General features: G+C 68.3%; 19 protein-coding genes. 8 read left to right on the top strand and 11 right to left on the bottom strand.

Annotated elements, in window-relative coordinates:
* Window positions 1–18: 18 nt before the first annotated feature.
* The 3 genes from QZ607_RS05580 to QZ607_RS05570 are packed head-to-tail and all read right to left on the bottom strand — an operon-like array spanning window position 19 to window position 3909.
* On the bottom strand, window positions 19–1041 hold the full coding sequence (locus QZ607_RS05580) for a DUF4268 domain-containing protein (RefSeq protein ID WP_295880574.1): 1023 nt from the start codon (window positions 1039–1041) through the stop codon (window positions 19–21).
* Window positions 1038–2291, bottom strand: a complete 1254-nt coding sequence (locus tag QZ607_RS05575; protein WP_295880572.1) for a restriction endonuclease subunit S — start codon at window positions 2289–2291, stop codon at window positions 1038–1040. The genes QZ607_RS05580 and QZ607_RS05575 overlap by 4 nt, the downstream gene beginning before the upstream one ends.
* A complete protein-coding gene (locus QZ607_RS05570) occupies window positions 2284–3909 on the bottom strand; it encodes a type I restriction-modification system subunit M (RefSeq protein ID WP_367268157.1) in 1626 nt (541 codons plus the stop codon). The genes QZ607_RS05575 and QZ607_RS05570 overlap by 8 nt, the downstream gene beginning before the upstream one ends.
* Before the next feature lie 443 nt (window positions 3910–4352).
* Here QZ607_RS05570 and QZ607_RS05565 point away from each other — a divergent pair, with 443 nt between their 5' ends.
* Together QZ607_RS05565 and QZ607_RS05560 are read left to right on the top strand one after the other, a co-directional pair.
* Window positions 4353–4550, top strand: coding sequence for a hypothetical protein (locus tag QZ607_RS05565; protein ID WP_295880570.1), 198 nt, complete (start codon window positions 4353–4355; stop codon window positions 4548–4550).
* Window positions 4551–5219: 669 nt separating this feature from the next.
* Window positions 5220–6599 (top strand): cytochrome c, encoded by a 1380-nt coding sequence (locus QZ607_RS05560; RefSeq protein ID WP_295880568.1) that lies wholly within the window; start codon window positions 5220–5222, stop codon window positions 6597–6599.
* Between the two features lie 120 nt (window positions 6600–6719).
* Here the strand turns inward: QZ607_RS05560 and QZ607_RS05555 are convergent, their stop codons facing one another.
* Window positions 6720–6989: a hypothetical protein gene (locus QZ607_RS05555; protein ID WP_295880567.1), complete on the bottom strand. Its 270-nt coding sequence runs from the start codon at window positions 6987–6989 to the stop codon at window positions 6720–6722.
* A 233-nt stretch (window positions 6990–7222) separates the two neighbouring features.
* The gene (locus QZ607_RS05550; protein ID WP_295880565.1) at window positions 7223–7696 is read right to left on the bottom strand and encodes an Hsp20 family protein; all 474 of its coding nucleotides are present in this window, start codon (window positions 7694–7696) and stop codon (window positions 7223–7225) included.
* Window positions 7697–8324: 628 nt separating this feature from the next.
* Here QZ607_RS05550 and QZ607_RS05545 point away from each other — a divergent pair.
* Window positions 8325–8795 carry an aminoacyl-tRNA deacylase gene (locus QZ607_RS05545; RefSeq protein WP_295880562.1) on the top strand — a complete coding sequence of 157 codons (471 nt, stop codon included), beginning with the start codon at window positions 8325–8327 and terminating at the stop codon, window positions 8793–8795.
* 401 nt (window positions 8796–9196) lie between these two features.
* Complete coding sequence (locus QZ607_RS05540) at window positions 9197–10948, top strand: glycosidase (RefSeq protein ID WP_295880559.1); 1752 nt, start codon at window positions 9197–9199, stop codon at window positions 10946–10948.
* A 145-nt stretch (window positions 10949–11093) separates the two neighbouring features.
* Here QZ607_RS05540 and QZ607_RS05535 read toward each other — a convergent pair whose 3' ends face one another.
* Together QZ607_RS05535 and QZ607_RS05530 are read right to left on the bottom strand one after the other, a co-directional pair.
* Window positions 11094–11567 carry a hypothetical protein gene (locus tag QZ607_RS05535; RefSeq protein WP_295880556.1) on the bottom strand — a complete coding sequence of 158 codons (474 nt, stop codon included), beginning with the start codon at window positions 11565–11567 and terminating at the stop codon, window positions 11094–11096.
* A 126-nt stretch (window positions 11568–11693) separates the two neighbouring features.
* Window positions 11694–12287, bottom strand: coding sequence for a pyridoxamine 5'-phosphate oxidase family protein (locus tag QZ607_RS05530; RefSeq protein ID WP_295880554.1), 594 nt, complete (start codon window positions 12285–12287; stop codon window positions 11694–11696).
* A 650-nt stretch (window positions 12288–12937) separates the two neighbouring features.
* On the opposite strand from QZ607_RS05530, the gene QZ607_RS05525 reads away from it, so the two are divergent.
* The 4 genes from QZ607_RS05525 (at window position 12938) to QZ607_RS05510 (ending at window position 14388) form a co-directional block, all read left to right on the top strand.
* On the top strand, window positions 12938–13141 hold the full coding sequence (locus QZ607_RS05525) for a hypothetical protein (RefSeq protein ID WP_295880552.1): 204 nt from the start codon (window positions 12938–12940) through the stop codon (window positions 13139–13141).
* A gap of 425 nt (window positions 13142–13566) precedes the next feature.
* The gene (locus tag QZ607_RS05520) at window positions 13567–13770 is read left to right on the top strand and encodes a DUF433 domain-containing protein (RefSeq protein WP_295880550.1); all 204 of its coding nucleotides are present in this window, start codon (window positions 13567–13569) and stop codon (window positions 13768–13770) included.
* On the top strand, window positions 13767–13955 hold the full coding sequence (locus QZ607_RS05515; protein ID WP_295880549.1) for a type II toxin-antitoxin system HicA family toxin: 189 nt from the start codon (window positions 13767–13769) through the stop codon (window positions 13953–13955). Before QZ607_RS05520 ends, QZ607_RS05515 begins: the two co-directional genes overlap by 4 nt.
* Before the next feature lie 4 nt (window positions 13956–13959).
* Complete coding sequence (locus QZ607_RS05510) at window positions 13960–14388, top strand: type II toxin-antitoxin system HicB family antitoxin (RefSeq protein ID WP_295880547.1); 429 nt, start codon at window positions 13960–13962, stop codon at window positions 14386–14388.
* Window positions 14389–14794: 406 nt separating this feature from the next.
* Here QZ607_RS05510 and QZ607_RS05505 read toward each other — a convergent pair whose 3' ends face one another.
* The 4 genes from QZ607_RS05505 to QZ607_RS05490 all read right to left on the bottom strand — a co-directional run bounded on the left by QZ607_RS05505 (window position 14795) and on the right by QZ607_RS05490 (window position 20116).
* A complete protein-coding gene (locus QZ607_RS05505) occupies window positions 14795–15061 on the bottom strand; it encodes a DUF1640 domain-containing protein (RefSeq protein ID WP_295880546.1) in 267 nt (88 codons plus the stop codon).
* A 267-nt stretch (window positions 15062–15328) separates the two neighbouring features.
* Window positions 15329–16438: an osmoprotectant NAGGN system M42 family peptidase gene (locus tag QZ607_RS05500; protein ID WP_295880545.1), complete on the bottom strand. Its 1110-nt coding sequence runs from the start codon at window positions 16436–16438 to the stop codon at window positions 15329–15331.
* Window positions 16435–18201: an N-acetylglutaminylglutamine synthetase gene (gene ngg / locus QZ607_RS05495; protein WP_295880544.1), complete on the bottom strand. Its 1767-nt coding sequence runs from the start codon at window positions 18199–18201 to the stop codon at window positions 16435–16437. Before ngg ends, QZ607_RS05500 begins: the two co-directional genes overlap by 4 nt.
* Before the next feature lie 139 nt (window positions 18202–18340).
* Window positions 18341–20116 (bottom strand): N-acetylglutaminylglutamine amidotransferase, encoded by a 1776-nt coding sequence (locus QZ607_RS05490; RefSeq protein ID WP_295880543.1) that lies wholly within the window; start codon window positions 20114–20116, stop codon window positions 18341–18343.
* Window positions 20117–20298: the final 182 nt, after the last annotated feature.

Genomic DNA, 20298 nt, shown 5'->3' with positions numbered 1-20298 from the left:
GCTCTTTCCCGAGCTTGGTCACGCATCCCCGCCCGCCGCGTCGTCCGGCTGCCAATCTGCGGCATCCAGCGAGCGAACGCGCTCCCGGAAGGCAGCGTTGAGCGCCTCGAGCTTGACGCGCAGCCACTCGAACAGCTCCGGCCAGGTGTCGCGGTCTTGCAGATCGGCGCCGCGCATGACGCCGATGCGGCAACTGCGCACGCCCGCCTTGGTGTACCAGATGAGCGGCTCTCCGAATCTCGCCTCGATGGCCGCCTTCTCGCGCGCCAAGAGCTGAAAGTAGGTTCCCGCGTCCTCGTCCGTCAGGTGCAGCTCCGCGCGCACTTCCCCCGGCCCGTAGGCCTGGGTCTCGCTGCTCCAGGTCGAGATCGTGGCCATCAGCTTGCACCAGGAGCGCCCGATGGCCATCCACATCCAGTTCTGCTTCAGCGCCCGCGTCGGCCGAACCGGCGAGCCCTGCGCCAGCATGTGCGCGCGAAAGCCCGCCCAGAAGTCCAGTTGCAGGCGCTGCGTGTCGGTGAGCGCGGTCTCGCTGATGCCTTTGGCCGCATCGGACACCGAGCGCGTCCAGTCGTTGGGCTTGGAGACGACGTTGAATTTCGGCGCAATGGCGGAGTCGCCGATGCGCCACAGCTCCACCTCCAGCCCAAAGAAGTTGAAGCGCTCGTCGGTGATGTCGTTCAGCCAGTCCAGCGCGGCGCGGTGCTCCTCGGTGAAGCGCGCCGCGATCCAGACGATGGTCACCGCATTGAGCCCGGCGGCGTAGGTGAGCAGTTGGCCGAGGTGGATGTGATCGGTGCGCTCAAGCTGGTTCTCGACCAGCACCCAGGCGCCGCTGGCGGTGTTGCGGCACAGAATGTCCGCACGAAACGGCCCGACGTCCTTCTCCTGTGCCTCCACCTCCAGCTCCAGGCCGATGGCCTCGCCGAGGAGCGCGATGTTCTCCGCCTGCGCCAGCCAGGGCGTGAAGTCGCCGGCCTCCGACTGCCAGGCGTCGCGCAGGTCCACCTTCGCCAGCCGGCCGAGCGGCGCCGTGCTCATGCTGCGTCCTCGACCATGCGCTCGGCGTCACGCAGGCGGATCTCGCCGGACATGAGCTTGGGGAGGAGGAGGTCGCGGGTTTGGGCGAGCGTTTGGGACTCGCAGAAACTGTCCTCTTGCCGGCTCAACAGCGGCTCCGCTAGGCCATCGAACGCCCGGACGATCTCCTTATTGGGTACCGTGATCTCGGGAAGTGCGAAAGCGTCCGCAGGGAGCATATTGACCGTCGTGCCGTTCGAGAATCGACGCACGACATCCCCGATCCAGGAAGCGCTCAACGCGAAGTGCAGCCAGATGCGGCTCACCGGGGAGACGGACAGCGGCTCAACCCTGTAGAGATGATGACTAAAGAGAGCTTCCTTGCCAGTCCAGCGGGGAACTATTGCGGAGTATCCAATCAACAAATGATCGAAACCCTGCTCCGTATTCGCGACGATCAGGTCGCCCGGTCGCACCGTGTGCTTAGGCTTGTAATCTCCGGCGTAGAACTTGAGTCCGTCTGTCTTGTAGCCGCCGCCTTCCAGCACGGAGTTCAGGTTGTGCAATGGCATGCCGGAGTCCGCGGTTGTCAGCCCCGAGCCCTTGTAGCTCAGGCCTTTCGCAGCCTTGACATGCTCGCCTATACGCTCGCGCGTCCACCCCTCCGGCTTCCCCTCCGCATCCAGCCGATCCGGGAACAGGCTCCACAGCGCCGGGGCGAGGTAGGGCGCGCGGCCGTCGGCCTTGTCCCGCGTCGGGCCGAAGTCCACGAACCAGTCCTTGAAGATCGCCCGCGCCAGCGCCTCCAGCGTCTCGTTGGTCCGATGGTTCAGCTCAATTTTGTCGTCAAGGGCGCCGAGGAGAGCGGCGATATCATCTTGCTCCGTCCGTCGCGGAACATGTATGGATATCGGATGGATGTAATTGCGGTTTAGAGAGGGCTGAGCACTTCCGGAGTTGAAATTGGCGAGATTTAACGTTTTCAGGAAATAGTAGACAAAGCGCCGATTGTTGCCGTGAAAATCCGTGACATAAAGGCATGTATTGAGCGGCCAATAATCTCTTTCGACATACGAGACCACGCCGATTGAAGCACCGCTTCGTCCAACGGTGACTCCGGGGCCTTGAGAAACCCACTCAGAATGAGTCCCCGTGATCCCGAAGGAGCCGATGACCGGGACATCTCCGGTATGTCGCGAGTGCTCGGGCAAATCGTGCCCCCGCTGGAGGGTCGCAAATTCGCCCAGGCTGGTTGTCACCCAGTCAGACATTGACTACCCCCTCCAACTTCGCCTGAATCAACGCCCCCAACTCCTCCCCCTCCGCCAACTGCTCATCGAGCTTCGCCTTCAGCTCCGCTAAGCGCTCCGAGAAGGGCGCGCCGTCGTCCTCGACGGCGGCGGCGCCGACGTAGCGCCCGGGGGTCAGCACGTGGTCGTGGCCGCGGATCTCCTCCAGGCTCGCGGCCTTGCAGAAGCCGGGCTCGTCGGTGTAGGCGGCGGCGCCGTCCGCGCCGCGCCAGGCGTGGTAGGCGCCGGCGATGCGGGCGATGTCGTCATCGGAGAGCTCGCGGCGGGTGCGGTCCACCAGATGGCCGAGCTTGCGGGCATCGATGAAGAGCACCTCGCGGCGGCGGTCGCGGGCGTCTTTGCGAACCGGCCGCTTGTCGCGGGCCAGGAACCAGAGGCAGGCGGGGATCTGGGTGGAATAGAAGAGCTGCGGCGGCAGGGCCACCATGCAGTCCACCACGTCGCCCTCGACTAGGCGTGAGCGGATGTCGCCCTCGCCGGACTGCTGGGTGCTCATCGATCCATTGGCGAGCACGACGCCGGCGGCGCCGGTGGGGCTCAGGTGATGCAGGATGTGTTGCAGCCAGGCGTAGTTGGCGTTGCCCACGGGCGGCACGCCGTAGGCCCAGCGGGCGTCCTCGCGCAGGCGCTCGCCGCCCCAGTCGGAGACATTGAAGGGCGGATTGGCGAGGATGAAATCGGCCCGCAGGTCCGGCAGCGCGTCGCGGTGGAAACTGCCCTCGTTGTTCCAGCGGATGTCCGCGTCAATGCCGCGCACCGCCAGGTTCATCTTCGCCAGGCGCCACGTGGTGTAGTTGCTCTCCTGGCCGTAGATGGCGATGTCGCCGCGCCGCCCGCCATGCTCCTCGACGAAGCGCTCGGACTGCACAAACATGCCGCCGGAGCCGCAGCAGGGGTCGTAGACGCGGCCGCCCTTCTTGTGATCTGAGTAGGGTTGCAGCATCTCCACCAACAGCCGCACCACCGAGCGCGGCGTGTAGAACTCCCCGCCGCGCTTGCCCTCGGCGCCGGCAAAGCCGGCGAGAAAGTACTCGTAGACCCGCCCCAGGATGTCGCGGGAGCGGTCGGCGCCTTCCTGCATGGCGATGCCGCTGATCAAGTCGATCAGCTCGCCGAGCATGACCTTGTTGAGTGCGGGGCGGGCGTAGTCCTTCGGCAGCACGCCCTTGAGCGCCGGATTGGCGGCCTCCAGCGCGAGCATGGCGTCATCGATGGTCTTGCCGATGCCGGGGGACTTGGCGTTGGCCTGGAGGTGGGACCAGCGGGCCTCCTTCGGCACCCAGAAGATGTTCTCGGCCAGGTACTCGTCGCGGTCCTCGGCGATGGCGTAGCGGGCAGCCTCTTCCTGGACGAAGTAGAAGCTCTCCGGGTCCGCGGCGTCGCGCAGCAGGTGCTCGCGCCTGGCCTCGAAGGCGTCGGAGATGTACTTGAGGAAGATCAGCCCGAGCACAACGTGCTTGTAGCTGCTGGCCTCCATGTTGCCGCGCAGCTTGTCCGCGGCGGCCCAGAGCTGGGCCTCGAAGCCCAGGTCTCCGCCGTTGCCGTTGCCGTTGCCGTTGCCGTTGCGCCCCGCCCCCAAGCTGCGCCCCCGTTGACCCAATCGCGCGTGTACGGCAACGGTAGCGCACAACGGCCTGATCAGGGAAACCCTGATGCTGCATCAGGTCAACAAAGGGTCTTGTTCTGCGTCCTGTACGCAGCAGGGCGCAGAGCGCCCGGGGATGCGCGACACCGCCGGAGCGGTGTCGCGAGGCATTGACACCGGGCTGAGTGGAATCGAGGATGAGGGGCTTGGGCGTGGCGGCAGCGGGCGGTGCCCGGCCCGGTCTTGCGTCATGCACGCCTTGGCTATGCTTCGCCGCGTCACTGCCATGTCCTGCCAAGGCCCTCCCATGGACTGCATTGATGTTCGCGAGCTGCGGGCTCGGCCCAGCGCGGTGTGGAAGCGTCTCGCCAAAGCGGGGCGGGCTGGTGCTGACCCGCAATGGCAAGCCCTGCGCCATCCTCACCCAGACCAGCCCAATGAGCCTGAAGCAGGACCTGCAGGCCCTGCGTGCAGCCCGCTTCGGCCGGGCGCTGGACGCCGTTCGGCGCAGCGCCGCCGAGACCGGGGCTGACGGCCTCAGCGAAGAAGAGATCGCTGCCGTCATCCGGGAAGCGCGGGCGCAGCGGCGTGAGGCCGCTGATCAAGACCAGGGTCCTCGTCCGCAGATCGCTTGACCATGCCCGCGCTGGCAAACCTCTGCGGGCCGGGCTCGCGGCCCTTGCAGCGGCTGGCCAAGATGGCCTGAGCACATCGTCGGCCGCGCCTTCTGGTCCAAGTGACGGCTATGGCCGATCCGGCGGGCTTTCCCGGTGCCGACCACCGGACTCTGCATTGCATCGCCCAGGCAGGCAGTGACGCTTTACCCCGCGGATGCTGGATGCGCTGGCGCTTGGCCACCCTGCCGCCTACGGCAGCTCATCCCCCGCATGTTCGGCTCGGGGGTCCGGACTCGCGGCGGGCCTGACACAGGGGGCATCCTGGTCCAGGTACAACAGATGCGCCGTGGTCACATTGCCGAGGGCCTGCGCGACGCTCCGCGCCGCCTCGAGTCTGCGCGGCGCCCGGTGTGCTGACACACTATAAGGATCAGGACCTTGCGTTGGTGCGCTGCCCCCTGCGCTTCAGCCCCCACGGGCCACAGACCCAATCCGCGCGGCCCTAGCCTGGCCGACCCGGTAGCACCGGCCCGAGGTTGCGAGGGGCGCATGCCGGCGCCCACGCGATGACCCGCCGGCCGCGCGGCGGCCTTAGCCGCAGAATCCGAACCGTGAAGTCGGCGCCTGCGTCGGGCACAATTCCCGCCCGCACAGCCAGACCCACTCCCCGTTTGGAGAAGCACACCTATGGACCACCGAGTCGTCGTCCTCACCACCCTGCTCGCCTGTACCCTCGGCGCCGGACAGGCCCCGGCCGCGGAGGCGCCCGCAGCGCCGTCGCCGGCTGCCGCAGGCGCAGCGCAATCAGCGCCTGCGCAAGGCAGCGGTGCCGGTGCGACGCCGCCCGCGACGACCACGGCGCTGCCGCCTCCGCGGGCCTACGGGGGCCTGTCCGAGGCAAGGGTGGCCTACGGCCGCTATCTGACCCTGGCGGGCGACTGCGTTGCCTGCCACACCCGCGAGGGCGGCAACCTGTTCGAGGGCGGGCGCGGCATCGACACGCCCTTCGGCACCATCTACACGCCCAACATCACGCCGGCCAAGGGCTACGGCATCGGCGCATTCAGTGACGAGGACTTCCTGCGCGCGCTCCAGCACGGCATCCGCCCGGACGGCAAGCCCTACTACCCGGCGCTGCCCTACCCGTCCTACACCAAGGTCAAGGACGATGACCTGCTGGCCATCAAGGACTATCTGTTCTCGCTGGAGCCGTCGCGCTATCAGCCGCCGGAGACGCAGCTGCGCTGGCCCTTCGACATGCGCGATCTGCTGTTCGGCTGGCAGACGCTGTACCTGGACGATGCGCGCTTCGAGCCGAGCCCGGACAAGAGCGACGAGTGGAACCGCGGCGCCTACCTGGTGGAGGGGCTCGGCCACTGCGGCAGCTGCCATACGCCACGCAACCTCGCCGGCGCCACGGAGCCCAAGGAGGCCCTCACCGGCGCCATCGTCGACGGTTGGTATGCGCCCAACCTGACATCGGACCTGACAGAAGGGCTCGGCGCCTGGAGTGTGGAGGAGATCGCCACCTATTTCGCCACCGGCGAGGCGCCTTCGGCCAAGTCGGGCAGTGGCCCGGAGACGGCGGCCCTGGGGCCGATGGCCGAGGTGGTGCACCAGAGCCTGTCGCAGCTGGCGGCGTCGGACCTGCGCGCCATGGCCGTGTACCTGAAGGATCAGCCGGCGAAGGAAGCGCCGCCGACCACACCACCGGTGCCGCATCAGCTGACTGAGGAGACCTACATCAAGGGCCGCAAGCTCTACGCCGGCTACTGCGCCGGCTGCCATCAGAGCCACGGCCAGGGGCTGGCGCCCTATTTTCCGGCGCTGGCCGGCAATGAGGCGGTGACACTCCCGGAGCCCAACGATGTCATCAAGACCCTGCTGCTGGGGGCGCCGGCGGAGCCGGACGAGGCCTACTCGCCGCACGTGGTGATGCCGTCCTTCGGCAGCGTCTTCACGGACGAGCAGATCGCCACCCTGGCGAGCTGGATCCGCGCCAGCTGGGGCAACGACGCGGCGCCGGTGAGCGCGGATCAGGTCAAGGCGCTGCGCAGCAAGCGCTGATGGAGCGGCCGGCATCAGGCCGGTGCGCCCTGCCCGACGCCGCGCCCGGCGCCCTGCCGGCGGGCACGGCCAGGGCCGGCCGGCAACCCGCCGCTTGCGGCCACAGCCCGCACATCCGCATCAGAAGCCGTCCACCGCAAGATCGATGACCGGCGCGAGCGCCGGCAAGTCCGCCCCGCCGCGCGCCATGGCGGCCATGCCCATCATCAGGGTCATCAGATAGTCGGCCAGCGCCTCCGGCTCGCGCCCGGCGGCGAGCCGGCCCGCCGCCTGCTCACGCGCGAAGACCTCCGCCAGCACCCGGCGGGTCTCGCCGCGGATGTCCGCCAGGGAGCGCATGGCCGCGTCCGGCAGGCCGCCGCCTCCTGCCTCGCAACTGCTCTGGGCCACCAGGCAGCCCCCGCAGCGCCGGGTCTGTCAGCATGCGTGCCGCCGCGGTCAGACAGCTTGTTGATGCCGAGCGCCTGTGGGGCCGCACGGCTGCTTGCCGAGCGTTCCCGGACCCCAGCCCAGGCGACCAGCGTGGGGCGGGCTCAAAAATGGCCGGGCACGAAAAAGGCCGGGCGACTGCCCGGCCTTCCTGATGACCGCATCCCTGCGGCGCAGCGTTCACGCCATCGCGCTTACGCGGCGGCCTTCTCTTCCTGCTGCTGGCCCTCGATGAGGCGCGCGTCGTCGCCGCGGATGGCGATCTTGCGCGGCTTCATGGCCTCCGGGATCTCCCGGCGCAGGTCGATGTGCAGCAGGCCGTTCTCCAGGCGCGCATCCACCACCCGGACATAGTCGGCGAGCTGGAACTTGCGCTCGAAGCTGCGGTTGGCGATGCCGCGGTACAGGTACCTGGTGTCCTGCTCCTTGTCCTGCTCGGAGCGACCGCCGGAGACGCGGAGCACGTTGTCCGTCACCTCGATCTCGAGGTCATCCTGCGAGAAGCCGGCCACCGCCATGGTGACGCGGTAGTCGTTCTCGCCGTGCACCTCGACGTTGTAGGGCGGATAACCGCCGGGCTCGGTGCGGTAGGCCGTCTCCAGCGCGCTGGACAGCCGGTCGAAGCCGATCATGGACCGGAACAGGGGCGAAAAGTCGATAGTCGTCATGGACATATCCTCCAGTTGAGCAACATGTTCTCTAGGGTGTGCGTTCTTGCGAACCGCACGCTTCGCAGGCCTCGTTGAGCGCCTGCGTTATGTAAAGTAGCGGCTGCATAGGATTATGTCAAGTGATGGGCCGGATCACATGGCGGGGCCCGCCTGCCACCAGCGGCCTGGGCGGTGGCGCAGCGGCTCACCCCCGCAACCGGCGGCGGGCGCGCCGCTCAGCGGAAATACCTGTAGGCGACCCAGATGATCACAAGCGGCAGCAGCATGAGCACCGCAAGCCCGATGAGCATGGCCCAGACGGTGCCCGGAAGATTCAGCAACATGGCCCGCGTTCCTCGTGGCGTTCGTTCTTCTGTGGATGGCCAGCGCGAGACTAGGCCGCGCCGCGCGCAATCGCAAGCGCTGCCGGGCGCGGCCACGGTGTCGGACGCCGCCGACGCTAAGGATCGGCAACGGGCACCACGGCAGCCGCCGGGTAACTCAACGCGGGCGCGCTTCGGCGCAGGCTGCCCATCGGGCGAGCGACCGGCACACATCAGCGATTCCCCGCCTAGGAACAGCACCCAGGGCTGTACCAAGCTTCTAAGGAGAAGAGCCGCACTCCCCGCGGCCCAGGAGGATCGAGATGAGCATTGCCGCACGCGTCGACAGCCGGCTGCGCGCCGAGGACATCACCTTTGAGCTGGTGCCCCATCCGCCCACCGGCTCCACCCACGAATCGGCCTCCGCCGCGCATGTGTCGGAAGACCATGTCGCCAAGGCCGTGATGCTGCACGACGGCCACGGACACGCCATGGCCGTGATCCCGGGTGACACCTGGCTGCACCTGGATGCGCTGAACGAGGACACCGGCCGCGCCTTCGCGCTGGACGAGGAGTCCGAGCTCGCGGAGCTGCTGCCCGACTGCGCGCCGGGCGCGGTGCCGCCGCTGGGGCCGCTTTACGGCATCGAGACCTTCCTCGACGAGGGCCTGACCACACTCGCGGAGGTCTATTTCGAGGCCGGCGACCACCAGCACCTGGTGAAGGTCAGCGGCGGGGACTTCGCGCAGCTGCTGGCGGGTGTGCGTCGCGGCCATTACGGGCAGCGCGACTGACCGATTCCGCCGCCGGAAACCGCGCTGGGCCACCACGCTGGTGCAGCGCGGCGAAACTGACCGCCCGACGACACCGCACCCGGTGCTGATCCGGCATGCACCACGGCCGGGCCGCCGACGCCGCCCGGCGCACCCGCCGCGCCCTTGCCCCAGATCATCGCATCGCACAATCGCCGTCTCCCGCTTTTCCTTAGCGGTTTCTGCTGCGACCCGCTTTGCCCGAGGTCAAGTGCACGGCTTGTCGTTGCGTCGCCGTGGCGTCCATCATGCACTCCAAGATGTCGCCGGCGTCCGTGTCGGGCAGCGCAAGCCCGAGCGCGGAGCCCCGTCGAAGCACGCGGCCCCGCCGCAGCCGAAAACCCAGCGCAACCGCTGCCAGACCCAGCCAGGGGAGATCAGCTATGGCACACCACGCGGACGCTGCTGTCCGGACCTTGCCCAACGGCGTGATGCTGAATGTGTATCCCGACAGCATCGGCGAGCGGCTCGCCGATCTCGTCTCGCTCCTGCACGAGCGGGCCTTCGACGACGCCTTTTCGCTCCTGTACCTGCTGCCCACCTGCTTTCACAGCGACCTGGACCGCGGCTTTTCCGTCATCGACTACGACCTGAACGAGGCGTTGGTGACGGCAGACGACCTGACGGCGCTGTCGGCGCGGGGCATCCAGTTCAAGTTCGACCTGGTGCTGAACCACCTCTCCGTGGCCTCGCCGCAGTTCAAGGACCTGCTGCGCAACGGCGACGAGTCGCCGTACAAGGACTTCTTCGTGGACTGGAACGCCTTCTGGCACGAGCACGGCGAGATGGGCGCGGACGGCCACGTGACGCCGCACGCGGAGCACCTGGAGAAGCTCTTCCTGCGCAAGCCGGGCCTGCCCATTCTTGACGTGCGCTTCCCGGACGGCACCGACCGGCCCTACTGGAACACCTTCTACCAAAAGGTCACCTACCGGCCCATCTCCCCGGATGAGCTCATCGCGGCAGGTGTCGACGAGTCCGTGGCGCCGTCCATCGCCATGATGGTGAACGGCGCGCTCGAGAATGGCGTCGCGCCCGATGACATCGACCTGGACGGCTACAACAACTACCGCAGCGAGACCCTCGCGGTGGTGGACAGTAAGCGCGAATACCTGGGCCAGATGGACCTGAACGCGGGCTCCGACCTGGTCTGGCAGTTCTATGACGAGACCCTGGGCAAGCTTGCGGGCTACGGCGCCAGGATCATCCGGCTTGACGCCTTCGCCTACCTGCACAAGGAGCCCGGCAAGCCCAATTTCTTCAACAAGCCCGGCACCTGGGAGTATCTGGACCGCCTGCGCGCCATCGCCCGCCAGCACGACCTTATCGTGTTTCCTGAGGTGCATGCGGAATACGGCAAGGAGCTGCACCAGGAGGTGGCGCAGCACGGCTATCCCATCTACGACTTCTTCTTCCCCGGGCTGGTCATCGACGCCCTCCAGCACCACACCGGCACCCCGCTCAAGCGCTGGATCGACGAGATCCAGACCCTTGGGCTGGAGACCATCAACATGCTCGGCTGCCACGACGGCATCCCGGTGCTGGATCTGCGCGGCGCCATGGTGGCGGGCGCGCACCACGAGGGCCTGCTGGACGATGAGCGCATCGATGCGGTGATGGAGGCCATCATCAACCACGGCGGCCGGGTCAAGAACCTCTACGGCACCGACGGCAAGAAGATCGCCTACTACCAGGTCAACGCCACCTTCTTCAGTGCGCTGGGGGAGGACGAGCAGAAGCTCCTGCTGGCCCGGGCCATCCAGCTCTTCATGCCCGGCATCCCACAGGTGTGGTACCTGGACCTGTTCGCCGGCAAGAACGACTATGCCGCCGCCGATGCCGGCGGCGCCGCCGGCCACAAGGAGATCAACCGCACCAACCTGTCCCGGGAGGACGTCCGTGCCGGGCTGCATCGGCCCATCGTGCGCGACCAGCTGGAGCTGATCCGGCTGCGCAACACCCACCCGGCATTCCTGGGCAGCCTGGAGGTCGCGGACACCTCGGACCCGGAGCTGACGCTCACCTGGCGCAACGGCAGCGACGTGGCGACCCTGCGCGCGGACCTCGCCACCTGCGCCTTCGAGGTCAACACCCGCGCCGCCGACGGCACCGAGCAGCGTCTGGCGTTCGGCTGACGGCACGGCGCGGCAGCTCCCCGCGGCGCAGCCCGGCCGCGGCGGCTCGCCGCGACAAGCCCGAGATCGTCCCCACCCGCCTGCTCGAGACGCTGCTCGCCGTGGGCGCTGGCGAGCAAAATCAAGGTTACCGTCCCCGTAATTCTTATGGGCCCTGGGCTTTGCGGCGGCGTTGGGGGGCGCCGGGGTTGAAGGCGTCCAGTGCGAGCAGCACGGAGGCGATGCTTGCGGCGGCCACGGCCCAGAGGAAGTGGCGGGCGTTGGCGGCGACCGGGTCTCTGACCGCTGTGTCATCGGGGGGGCTCGGTGTCGGGCGGCGACGCGTCTGCAGCTCTTGCTCCCGTGCCTGAAGCAGATTGAGCGTGGTCGATCCGACACCGGCATCGGCAAGCGCCCGGCGCAGGCGCCGCACCTCGTCCAGGCGAATGCCGCGCTCTGCGTCTGTCGACGGCGCTGGCCGCGCCCGCCAGGTGGCGACACCCCGGCGCTGGTGCTCCTGGCCGTAGTCCGGGTCCGTCAGCAGCCTGAACGGGTGCCACACCAGGGGCAGCAGCACGCCGAAGACCACGGCGAAGGTGTACAGCAGCGCGGCGGTGCCAACGATGAGACGGTGGAGCATGCTGGGCGATGGACGACGCTGACCGGCTTGTCACCGTTAGACCACGCGCTGTCGGTGTCTGCTCCCGCTCACAGACAACCCGCCCGGCATAGACAGACGGTCACCGGCTGCCTGCCTGGCCAATGGTCAGGGTGCGAGCCAAGCGCCGCGCCAACGGCCCTCATGCCACTCGAAGCAGGCCCGCCGGTGGCCGCGCGCAGCCAGGTACAGCCAGTCGATGTGCGCCAGCGTCACGAGCACCACGCTGAAGTGCTCGCGGCCGGCCTCCGCGTCCGCCGGCGGCGCCGGCGCAGGGTCCAGCAGGCGTGGGTCATCCACCGGCGCCCCCGGTGCCGCCGGCGCCCGATAGCAGGCCCTGGAGCCGGGCTGGGTCGCCGCCCAGGGCGCATCCGCAGCCTCGGCCGTGGCGAGGTCGGCACGGCCCCGGACACGGATCTGGATCTTCGACCGTGGGTCGTAAGCGCAGACCTCCACCGGCGGGCGCTCGGCAAGCTCCGCAAACTTCGGCGAGCGCCGATCCGTATGCACCCGCAGCTGCCGCGCCGCGCGGTCCACGCCCCGCAGGACCACGGTGCGCACCCGCGGCGTGCCGTCCAGCCCGATGCTCGCGAGCTGCACTGTATGGAAGCCCGAGCGGCGGTCCGCGGCGCCGCGCCCGAGCCGCTGCCAGACTTGGTCGCAGGTGGCATCCAGGTCGTTGTAGAAATGCTCGTCCGTCATACTGCACCGAAGGCTGACGGCCGCAACCGGCCAGCATCCCGAAAGGATTGGGGCCGCGGCTCGCCCGCGGCAGTTTTGCAATCGCGCCGGTAGGATTTCAAGACGCCATCCGGCCATCGCCCCACCGACCGCGCCCATTGCCGCATCACCGGACTCTGGGTCAGCTACGGCACCGCCTGCCTGGAGCACCACTGGCTGCAGGCGCTGGCGTCACTGCCGCAAGCCGAGTTTCCCCTCGCGGGCTTCGGCGCCAGCGACTGCCGCCAGTGTCCCGCGCACCTGGTGCGGCTGCCGCGCGCGCCGCCCGCGCCTGCGCCCTGGTCTGCTGCGTCCAGGCCCGGGCCTGGGACCTGCTCAGGGACTTCGCGAGCGATGTCGTCACCGCCTGCAGCGACCCGAGGTTCCTGGAGGCCCGCGTGCCGCACCTGCGGGACGCCGCGCGCACCGCCGGGGTCACGCACCGCCGGGGTCAGGTCGCCCATTGCACATCCGTCACGCACCGCCGGGGTCAGGTCGCCCATTGCACATCCGCATCCGGCCTACGGGGGTTCGTGTCACGTTTGATTTGTCCAGCACAGTGTTTCAACCTGCGGGACGCAGCCGCTGGGCGTGGTCAGAGATGCCGTACCGACCTGTCGGGCGGGCGAGCCATGCGCCTGAAAAGCCGCGCTCGCCTGCAGCGCGTTTCAATTGCGCGCGAGCATGTGTCCAGCCCACTCCCTGTGGCGGGCGAACGCACTTTTCAGCAGTTGGGCAGGCAGGGACCGCTGGTGCTTGGCGATGCCGCACGTTGGTTCGCGCGGGTGCGGCTCGACGATGGCCTGTGGGAGCTGCGACAGGCTCTGAGCGGCTAGCCGACGGCGGATGGCTCGGGCTGTGCCGGGTCGGCCCGGCGGCGTCTTGCTGGCGTGAGCTCTGCTTTGTCGCGTCGCAGACATCGCTTACCCATGCGCCTCGTGTTGGTGGGAAATCGTGCACGGTCCACGGGTAAACTTCTACACACAGTTGTGTGCGATCCCAGCATTTGGCCGTCGGCCCTGGCGACCGAGGTCGGCGGGGTCGCGCGTGACGCGTGCGGACACAACCAAGGTGTCGACCCCAAGGGATTCGGTTCGCGTGGGCACAAATGGCGTGCCCACCCTACGGCTGCGCATCTTGGGAGCGGCATCCCGGGCCGCGACGATGCGCCAGGCGCCGACTTGCCGAGAACGGAGCGCGCATTTGCCGGCATCCCGAGCGCCGGGTATCTTCGATTCAGACAACCCGGATGACATCCATCATGCCCGACCTGAGCCGCATCAGCATCGACCCGGACATCTGCCACGGCAAGCCCTGTGTGCGTCACATGCGCTGGCCGGTCGAGGCGATCCTGGACTTGGTCGTCTCCGGCATGACCAGGGACGAGATCCTGGCGGATCATCCCGAGCTGGAGCGAGACGACATCGTCGCCTGCCTCCATTTGAGCATCGGCTGGCCCAGGTGACCAGTGCCGAGTTGATTCGCCGGCTGAAGAGCGCGGGCTCGACACTGCGACGCGTGAAGGGCTCGCATCACATCTTTACGCCCCCAACCACCCCGGGCCACATCAGTGTGCCCCACCCGAAGAAGGATCTCGGTCCGGGCTTGACCGACAAACTGTTGAAGCAGGCAGGCCTTCATCGGAGGTAGCGCCATGAGGTATCCCATCGCCATCGAGATCGGCAGCGACGAGACGGCATTCGGCGTCGTCGTCCCGGACCTGCCGGGTTGCTTTTCCGCCGGCGACACCTTGGACGAGGCCGTGGCGAACGCCGCGGAGGTGATCGCGCTTTGGGTCGAGACAGTGCTCGACGACGGCGGTGCCGTGCCGCCGCCGGGCTCGCTGGAGGTCCACCGCGCCAACCCGGAGCTCGCGGGCTGGACATGGGCGCTGGCCGAGGTTGATCCGACGCTGTTGTCCGACGAGACCGAGCACGTGGACATCGCGCTGCCGGTGCGTCTGCTGCGCCGTATCGACGAACAGGCGCGGCAGCGCCACGAGACCCGGGCCGGATTCCTGGCACGCGCCGCCATCGAGGCCCTGAACACCGACCTCGCCGCTCCAACGGATCGGCCGGCCTGATCGCCCCGGTGTGGACAGGCATCCGGAGGTAGGAGCCGAATGCCCCCAACCCTGGACCAACTCCTCGCCGACCTCGGCGCCGCCGTTCGCGCCGGCGACCGGAGCCGTGCCTTGGACCTGGACCGGCAGATCCAATAACGCCTGATCGCCGAGACCCTGGACCGTGCGCGGGTCGAGCGGGAACTGCGCGCGCTGCTGGCGGCACTCGACATGCCGCGGGCGGAGCTCCCGAGCCCGGCCGTGAAGTCCCCTGACCCTGGAGCGCGTCGGGGCGGACGCCGCCGACGGCGTGGTCTACCCTGCATCTGTTCCCTGTCATCGGCTGGATGATCCAGTTGCCGGCCGGGGCGGAGGTCGCCTGCCGCCACGGGCGCTGTGCGTTCGGGGACAGCAAGCAGCACCGGGCTCAGGTAAAGAAGCTCCTGATGATGAGCGCAACGAGGCCGCCGATGACGACGCCCATCATCCATTTGAGCACGGCCAGCTCCGTGCGGATGGGACCGAGCTGCGAGGCGAATTCACGTTGCAGGGCGTGGTCGAGGTACTCCCTGGTGACGAGCTCTTGTTGGGCGTCCGCGATCACGCGCACCACCGCCTCTGCCTGCTCTTGGGCAAAGCCGGCGGTTTTGAGCTTCTCCACAAGCTCCAGCGTGTCGAAAGTGACCGTTGACATCCATCCACTCCAATGCCGGGGGGCAGCCTGTGAAGATCGGGCTATGCGGCATGCTTGTCCAGTCTCGGCGCGGTGCCACGCGGGCCTTGATCATAACGCCGACCACCTTGGCCGCTGACTGCGAAGTCAGGCCATCCTGGCCTGACACAATCAGGGCTGGAAGCCCTGACTACGCAGGGTAGGCCCGCGCATGGACGGAGTCGTGATCAAGGCCGCCACGCGCAGGGCGAGCGCGGAAGGGCAAGCCGTTCGCCCCTCGCCCCTGCCTCACCCAGGCACCGTCGGGAAGCCCGCCCGTGGACCCATCTCAAAGCGGTCGCGGGCGTACAGCGGCGGCGACTGCATGTAGATGGCGACGAGCCTGGCGATGGACTCCAGCGCCTCCTGGTGGATGCGCTCGTAGCCATGGCTCGCATCGATGCCGAAGGTGACCAGGGCCGTGCGGACATCGTTGCCGGCCTCCAGCGCGGCGGCGCTGTCGGAGCGGTAGTACCTGAAGACGTCGCGCTGGTGCGGGATCTGGAATTCCTGGCAGATCTGGATGACGCGGTGGGTCAGGTGGTAATCGAAAGGCCCGCCCATGTCCGCCATGCAGATGGTGGCGCCGAACTCGCTGGAGTTCTGACCCGGGGCGGTGGTGCCGTTGTCGATGGTGAGCATCTCGGCCACGTCCTGGTGCAGTGCCGCCGACGCACCGGAGCCCACCTCCTCGGAGATGGTGAACAGCGGATGGCAGTCCACCGGCAGCTCGACGCCCTGCTCTTTCACGGCCTTGGTGGCGGCGAGCAGCAGGGCGGCGCCGGCCTTGTCATCAAGGTGGCGGGAATTGATGAAGCCGGTGGCGGTGACCTCGGGCGAGGTGTCGATGGCAACGAAGTCGCCGACATGCACGCCGAGCCGCAGCAGGTCCTCCAGGTTGAACACCCGCTCGTCGATGCGGAATTCGACATGGTCCCAGCCGGTGGGCTGGGTGTCGATCTCCGGCCCGAAGGTGTGACCGGAGGCCTTGAGCGGCAGGATGCTGCCGCGGTGCTGGCCGTGGTCCGTGAACAGCGTGCAGCGCGCACCCTCCGCGAAGCGCGAGTTCCAGTGGCCCACGGGCACCAGCTGCAGCCGGCCGTTGGGCTTCAGGGCCTTCACCATGGCGCCCAGGGTGTCGATGTGCGCAACGACGGCCTTGTTGGGGCGCTCCGCCTCGCCCTTGAGCGTGGCGCGGATGGCACCGCGGCGGGTGAGCTCGAAGGGCACGTCCATGCGCTCCAGCTCTTCGCACACCAGGTGCACCACACGGTCGGTGTAGCCGGACGGGCTCGGCGTGAACAGCAGCCGCAGCAGAACGTCGAGCAGGTACTCGGAATCGATAGGGACGGCTTTCAAGCGTACGACTCTCGGTTGGCCGGATGGCGCGTCGCCGTCTGCGGGAAGAGCAGATCGACGAAGCGCTCCGCGGTGGGCTGCGGCTCGTGGTTCGCGAGACCGGGGCGCTCGTTGGCCTCGATGATGACGTACTCGGAGCCGCCGACATCAGGGACGAGAAAATCCAGCCCCGTCACCGGAATGTCAAGCTCCCGTGCGGCCTTTTTCGCCGCCGTCGCCAGGGTCGGGCTCAGCTGATCGGTGCAGTCGTGGATGGTGCCGCCGGTGTGCAGGTTTGCGGTCTTGCGCACCACCAGCAGCTCGCCTTCCGGGGGCACGTCCTCCATGCGGTAGCCGGCCTGGGACACGCAGCGCTCGGTTTCGTCGTCCAGCGGGATGGAGCTCTCGCCACCGGTGGCGGCGCGGCGCCGCCGGCTCTGGATCTGGATCAGCTCGTTGACGGTGTTCCGGCCGTTGCCCACCACATGGGCCGGGCGACGGATGGCGGCGGCGACCACCTCGAAGTCGATGACGATGACACGCAGGTCGTCGCCCTCACAGAACTGCTCCAGGATCACCGTCTCGCAGATGCGCTCGGCGGCGGCGATGGCGCGCTCCAGCTCGGCGACGGAGCGGATGTCCACGCTGATGCCGGCGCCCTGCTCACCGCGGGCGGGCTTCACCACCACGCGCTTGTGCTTGGTGAGAAACGCCTCCGCCTGGTCCAGGGCCTCGAATGCGCACTGCGCCGGCACCTTGAGCCCGGCGCGGCGCAGCAGGCGCTGGGTCACGGCCTTGTCATCGCAACGGCTCATGGCCACCGCGGTGGTGAGCTCCGACAGGGACTCCCGGCAGACGATGCGCCGCCCGCCCAGGTTGAGCGCGAAATACCCCGCCTCGGCGTCGATGACTTCGATGCCGATGCCGCGCCGGCGCGCCTCATTGACGATGATGGTGGCATAGGGGTTGAGGTTGGTCTCCGGCTGCTTGCCGATGAACAGCGGCTCGTTGTAGGCGTTCTTGTTCTTGAGGGCGAACACCGGCACGCGCTCGAAGCCGAGCTTCTCGTACAGCCGGATGGCGCCGCGGTTGTCGTGCATCACCGACAGGTCCAGAAACGCGCGCCCTCGGGCGTGGTAGAACTCCGCAACCTGTCGCACCAGCATCTCGCCGATGCCCGGATAGGGTGCCTGCGAGTCCACGCACAGCGCCCAGAGGCTCGCACCGCGCTCGTAGTCGCCGAAGGCCTCCACGTGGTCCACACCGCAGACGACGCCGAGAATGGCCCCGTCCTGGAGGTCTTCCGCCACCCAGTAGTGCAGCACCCGGGAGGCGCGCTGGCGAAAGATGAAGTCCGGGTCCGGCGGGACCATTTTGCGTGAGGCATAGAGCCGGTGCGCCGCCTCCGCGTCCATGTGGCTGGTGAGCAGCCGCACCACAAAGCCCCGGGGGCGGCGCTGTGTGAACTGGTAACGCTCGAACCAGAGCCGGAACGTGTGTGACGGGTCCAGAAACAGGTCCTGCGGGGCGTAGGACAGCACCACGTGCGGGTCGCGCAGGTAGAGCGCCACGTCGCGGCGCCCCTGCTGCTCGTCTTGCAGGGAGCGGGCGAGGCGCTGGGGGTCGTTGAAGGTCTGACCGAAGATGAGCCGGCCCCAGCCGCAGTCGATGACGGTCTCGGACCAAGTCTCGTCGTCACTGCGCGGCTTGTTGTCCCAGCTGCTCACCGAGGGGCCGCGCTTGCGCTCCAGTCGGTGGTGGATGCTGTCTCTTGGGCTGGTCATGCAATTGTCCTCTCGTCCCGTTTTGTTACTGCTTGGACGTCGGCGCTCTCGCGGTTGGTACGGCGTACGAAGTTCGGGGCGCCGGCTACCGGTGCGACGCGGCCCCGTCGTACTCCGTAAGGCGTCCTTGGTACTGCCTTCAGACGCCCTGCTCCTGAAGCCAAAGCTCCAACAACGCCACCTGCCAGAGCTTGGAGCCGCGCAGCGGGGTGATGTGCGCTTCGGGCTCCGCGAGCAGCGTCTGCACGTACTCGGGCTGGAAGAGCCGGCGGTCGCGGGCGCGCTGGGAGGTCACGGCGTCGCGCATCATGTCGAGCACTTCGCCGCGGGGGTACTTCAGCGCCGGCACCGGGAAGTAGCCCTTGGGCCGGTCGATGACTTCCTTGGGAATCACCCGGCGGCCGACGGCCTTCAGCACGCACTTGCCCTCGTCGCAGAGCTTGTGCTCGGCGGGGATGCGCGCAGCGAGCTCCACCAGCTCGTGGTCCAGGAAGGGCACGCGGGCCTCCAGGCCCCAGGCCATGGTCATGTTGTCCACACGCTTGACGGGGTCGTCCACCAGCATGATGAGCTGGTCGATGCGCAGCGCCTTGTCCACCGCGGCCTCGGCGCCGGGCATGGCGAAGTGGCTGCGGATGAAGTCGCGGCTGTAGTCGTCGCCGTGGAGCCTGGGGTGCACCGCGCGCAGGTACTCCTCGTGGCCCCGGTCGCAGAAGACCCGCGCGTAGTCGGCAACCGCATCGGTGCTCTCCTGCATGGGCGGATACCAGTGGTAGCCGCCGAAGACCTCATCGGCGCCCTGCCCGCTCTGCACCACCTTGACGTGCTTGGCCACCTCCTGGGAGAGCAGGTAGAAGCCGATGACGTCGTGGCTCACCATGGGCTCCGCCATGGCCCGGATGCAGCCGGGCAGGTTCGGCAGCAGGCGCGAGGCGGAATCCACATGGATCTTGTGGTGCCGGGTGCCGTAGTGCCTGGCGATGATGTCCGAGTACTGGAACTCGTCCCCGGCCTCGTCGCCGACGCTCTCGAAGCCGACGGAGAAGGTGTTGAGCCCGCTCTGACCCTGGTCCGCCAGCAGTCCCACGATGAGGCTCGAATCCAGCCCCCCCGAAAGCAGCACGCCCACGTCCACATCCGCCACCAGCCGGCGGTCCACAGCGGTGCGCAATGCGCCGAGCACGCGATCCTGCCAGTCTTCGAAGCTGAGCCCCTGCTCTTCCGGGAGGGTCTCGAAGGTCGGCGCCCAGTAGCCGTGCTCGCGGGTGGTGCCGTCGGCCTCGATCACGCGGATGGTGGCGGGCGGCAGCTTGCGCACGCCGCGCAGGATGGTGTAGGGCGCCGGCACGACGGCGTGGAAATGCATGTAGTGATGCAGCGCCACGGGGTCCAGATCGGTGTCGATGCCGCCCCCCGCGAGCAGCGCCGGCAGCGTGGACGCAAAGCGCACACCGCCCGGCAGCTCGGCGAAGTACAGCGGCTTGATGCCGAGGCGGTCACGCACCAGCGTGAGGCGGCCCGTGTCCCGCTCGGCGACGGCGAAGGCGAACATGCCGTGGAAACGATGCACGCAGTCCGGGCCCCAGGCGTGGAAGGCCTTGAGCACCACCTCGGTGTCGCCGTGGCTGAAGAAGCGATAGCCCTGCCCGGCGAGCTCTTCGCGCAGCTGCTTGTAGTTGTAGATGCAGCCGTTGAACGCGACGGTGAGCCCGAGGTCGCTGTCCACCATGGGCTGGTTGGCATGGGTGCTGAGGTCGATGATGCTGAGCCGCCGGTGCCCCAGGGCCACGCGACGCTGCTGGAACAGGCCGCTCGCATCCGGCCCGCGCGGCTCCATGACGGCGTTGACGGCGGCCAGTGCAGCCAGGTCGATGGGGCGGTCGTCGAAGCGGATCTCACCGCAGAATCCACACATGATGCTTGTTTCCTCGGGCTTGGGGCAGCGGGGATGGCGAGCGGCACAGCGTGCTGTCAGGACCGGCCGACGCGGCAGTCTGCGCTGAGAGGTCGGCGTGCAGGGGACCGGCCGGGGGCGGATGCCGGCGCGGCAGAGGAGCCGAGTCCCGGACCGGCCGCGCAGCCGGGATGGTCGGGCCG

The organism is uncultured Thiohalocapsa sp., from assembly GCF_913063425.1.
In the GTDB taxonomy this organism is placed as follows: domain Bacteria; phylum Pseudomonadota; class Gammaproteobacteria; order Chromatiales; family Chromatiaceae; genus Thiohalocapsa.
This window is presented reverse-complemented; position numbering and strand designations above follow the sequence as displayed.